Source organism: Porticoccus sp. (assembly GCF_965660005.1).
In the GTDB taxonomy this organism is placed as follows: Bacteria; Pseudomonadota; Gammaproteobacteria; order Pseudomonadales; family Porticoccaceae; genus Porticoccus.
This window is the reverse complement of sequence record NZ_CBFHYF010000029.1, coordinates 18,794-22,420: the sequence shown is the minus strand read 5'-3', so window position 1 is coordinate 22,420 and position 3,627 is coordinate 18,794. Positions and strand designations below refer to the sequence as shown.

Annotated in this window: 2 protein-coding genes; one reads left to right on the top strand and one right to left on the bottom strand. The window is 49.7% G+C overall.

What is annotated here, in order from left to right:
- The coding region (locus ACTF5G_RS07310; protein WP_438952167.1) for a VCBS domain-containing protein at nt 1-2,803 on the top strand (2,803 nt) is incomplete at its 5' end.
- 91 nt (nt 2,804-2,894) lie between these two features.
- Here the strand turns inward: ACTF5G_RS07310 and ACTF5G_RS07305 are convergent.
- Complete coding sequence (locus tag ACTF5G_RS07305) at nt 2,895-3,569, bottom strand: transglutaminase-like cysteine peptidase (protein WP_438952166.1); 675 nt, start codon at nt 3,567-3,569, stop codon at nt 2,895-2,897.
- Nucleotides 3,570-3,627: the final 58 nt, after the last annotated feature.

Below are 3,627 nucleotides of genomic sequence, written 5' to 3'. Positions count from 1 at the left end.
TGACTCGAACCAGTCCAGTCTGACGCTGACGGTGTTTGGTGCCAACGATGCGCCGGTAGCGGTGGCGGACACGAACTGGACGGTAGAGGACGTGGGTTCGGCGGTGACGGGCAATGTGCTGAGCACCACGGATCACTCTACGGATGCGCCGGATGACGGTACTTACGGCGATGTGGCCGACACTGATGTGGACAATGCCAGCTTGACGATTGTATCAGTGGATGGTGATGCGGCTAACGTGGGCGCCGATGTTTACGGGGATTACGGTGTTCTGTCACTGGGCAGTGATGGTGCTTACAGCTACAACCTGTACAGCGTGTCTGACCTGGTTGGTCTGGACGAAGTAGCTGATGCGGCCTTGATTGCCCAGATTGAAGCGGGTATTGCGGCGGTTCAGGGTCTGAACGACTACGTGGATGCAACGGACACGTTGCAGGACAACTTCAACTACATTGCTAATGACGGCACAGTTGACTCGAACCAGTCCAGTCTGACGCTGACGGTGTTTGGTGCCAACGATGCGCCGGTAGCGGTGGCGGACACGAACTTTGTGGATGAAGGCATTGATGCTGTAGATGCACCAGTTATCTCTGGTAACGTCATCCTGGGTGGTGACAATGGTATGGATGGACCCGATACAGCAAACGGTGCTGAGGCTTATGCAGATGTCGCAGACATAGATGTGGATACAGGCGATACCATCAGCGTGGTCAAAATCAATGGCGCAGATGTCTCGTCCGGTACAACTTCTGCCAATGGCACGCAGATTATTGGTATCTATGGAACCCTGACAATTGGTGCTGATGGTTCTTATGCCTATGATTTAGATGATAATAACCCGCTCCTGGAAGCCCTTAATGTCGGCGATGAAGTGCAGGAAGTATTTAACTATACGGTTGCCGATTCGAAGGGTGTTGAGTCATCGAGCACTCTCACAATTACAGTGAACGGGATGAACGAGGCTGCCGAGTATACTGTGACGAAAGATGTGTGGATGCCTCTGGATCCTCTCCAGACCAACCCTGAGTATGAAAACGGCTATCCGCTGAACATTAATATCAGCGATGTGGATTCTGACTTTTCGATACAGTTTACGCAGTTGATCACGGCTACAACCCCGATTGATGAGGTTCAGGAAACCATAGGTACTCTGGTGTATTCTACAGACGGTACTACTTGGACTGAGGTTGCTCCAGATCAGGTTTTCTATGTTGCTGTTGGCGAGCAGTTGCCGGAGTTCCGTTTTCAACCTAACGAATCTCTGGATATTTCCCTGATAGAGGATCAACTTGACGATCTGATTCTCTACGAAATCACAATCGATACCAATGGCGATGGACTTGCCAATGGTGACGATGCTGACCCCATCGAAGCATCCTTGGCTATTCATCTGGTGCCTGCATCTGAGCTTCCTGGCCAGGACGCCCAGATTGGTGATGGCAGCTCACCATTGACCAGTGGTAATGAGCAGGAGCAAACATTGCTTCTGGGCGCAAATCTGGTCAGTGGTATTACCGCTGATGCCAGCGATGGCACTATTGATAACAGCTTTGTCAACCTGTTTACCGATTTCCAGAGCAAACCCTCTTCTGGAGGCATTCCTATTCCCGACGCTAACCGGGCTGACGAAGAGCTCGAGGCAACGGTTGCGGCATCAGTGTTTATCAACGGGCTGAAGTTTGTTGTTATTGCTGAAAACGATGGTCAAACCCAGTGGGGATACGACGATGAAACTGGTTTGATGACCGCATCGGTCAATTATCAGAATATTTATCTAAATGGTAATGATACCGAGCAATCGCTGGCTGAGTATTTGCTGGCCAATCCTCCTCTAGTCGGAGACGAATGGACGGTCGTTTATGCTGATTCCGGTCCTGGTAATGAGCAAGCACGTTTTGTCCGGTTTGAGTTCAGCTTTGATAGTGCGGGTAATCCGGCGATTACCGTTGCGGGAAGTGATAATGAGAACCTGATCTTCGGCGGGGAGGGTAATGATTCCCTGACAGGCGGGATCACCGATGATGTAATCTTTGGTCGGGAAGGTGATGACATTATTAATGGTGTTGCCGGAAACAATACCCTGGTTGGTGGCAGTGGTGACGACACCATTACCGGTGGTGACGGCAATGATCTGATCTTCGGCGGTGATGGTGATGACACCATTGTTGCTGGTGCTGGCGATGATCTGATTGAGGGTGGCCTTGATGGCGACGCAATTGATGGCGGCATTGGTAACGATACAGTCAGTTACGCAAACTCATCAAGTGCGGTCAATGTCAACCTTGCGGCTGGAACAGCTACAGGTGGTAGTGGTGCTGACACGCTGATCAATATTGAAAATGTGACTGGTTCCGATTTTGATGATGTGATTACTGGTGACGCCAATGCCAATATCCTTGTTGGTGGTGCGGGTAATGATATCCTCACAGGCGGAGAGGGCTCAGATGTGTTCAAATGGTTGTCCGGTGATGCCGGTGTTGGTGCTACCGACACCATCACGGACTTCAACCAGTCGAGTGGTAGTTACGATGTCTCCGAGGGTGACGTTATCGACCTGTCCGAGTTACTGGTGGGTCTGGATACCTCAGGAATGACCCTGGCAGAGGCCCTTGATGACTATCTCACGATTACCTCCGATGGTACTGACACAACGATTAATGTCGATGTGGATGGCTCCCAAGCTGGTTCGGTTACACAGACGATTACGTTGGAAGGTGTTGACTTGACCACCGGTGGTGAGTTTTCTTCCGCGGATGTGATTGAAAGTCTTGTCAGCACCAATAGTCTGGTTGCTGAACAATAGTGATCCGGCGAAACTGAAAATCCCCGGCAATTAGCTGGGGATTTTTTTGACCATGATTTTGTTCGACGCATTTAAGAGTAGGTAATTTCTTTTACTCCAGCTCCCTTGCCATCCTTTCGTTAAGATCGCGCCAGAGATTGAGCTGATCTGATTTCCCTGCCTTGAGCTGTTCATTGCGTGTTCTCGCCAGCCATAGATTGTCAGCGTTAAAACTGTAAATTGGTCGCAGGTCACTGCGTTCACTGGCCGGCTTAATCCGTTTGTTGATGTTATCAAGAATCAGGGGCACAGAAGATGGTGTGGGATAGTAAGCCAGCACCATATGTGCCTGGTTGAGCAGCTCAGCCTTGACATAGGTAATGCGCAATTTTGAAACATCCATGCCCATATCCTTGAGCGTGAAATACTTGGCGATGGAGAAATCCTCGCAGTCACCAGCGTCTCTGGCAAGAAATTCAATGGGTGTCGCCCAGTAATCATTTTTTTTCCACAGGTCAATGTCATTGACAAAGCGGGCGCCATTAAAAAAATCATTGACTGCCTTGAGTTGCGCCATATCGTCTTTATCGCGATATTCGTGAGCCATGTGCTGCCAATATTCAATGCGTGACTGAGCGGAAGCCTCATATTTGTTATGGATCTTGGCGAGCATTTTGTCGCTGATGCCGGAGTGGTCGGCGATGCCTGAAAACACGACGAAAAATAAAGCAACCAGCAGCCCGAGGCGGCTAAAAAAAATTGCTTGTAGAGTAGGTGAAGGCTTCAATTTCTTCCCATTTTTTGCGACGGTATCGGCCTATTTATAGTGACTTTGATCTTATCAT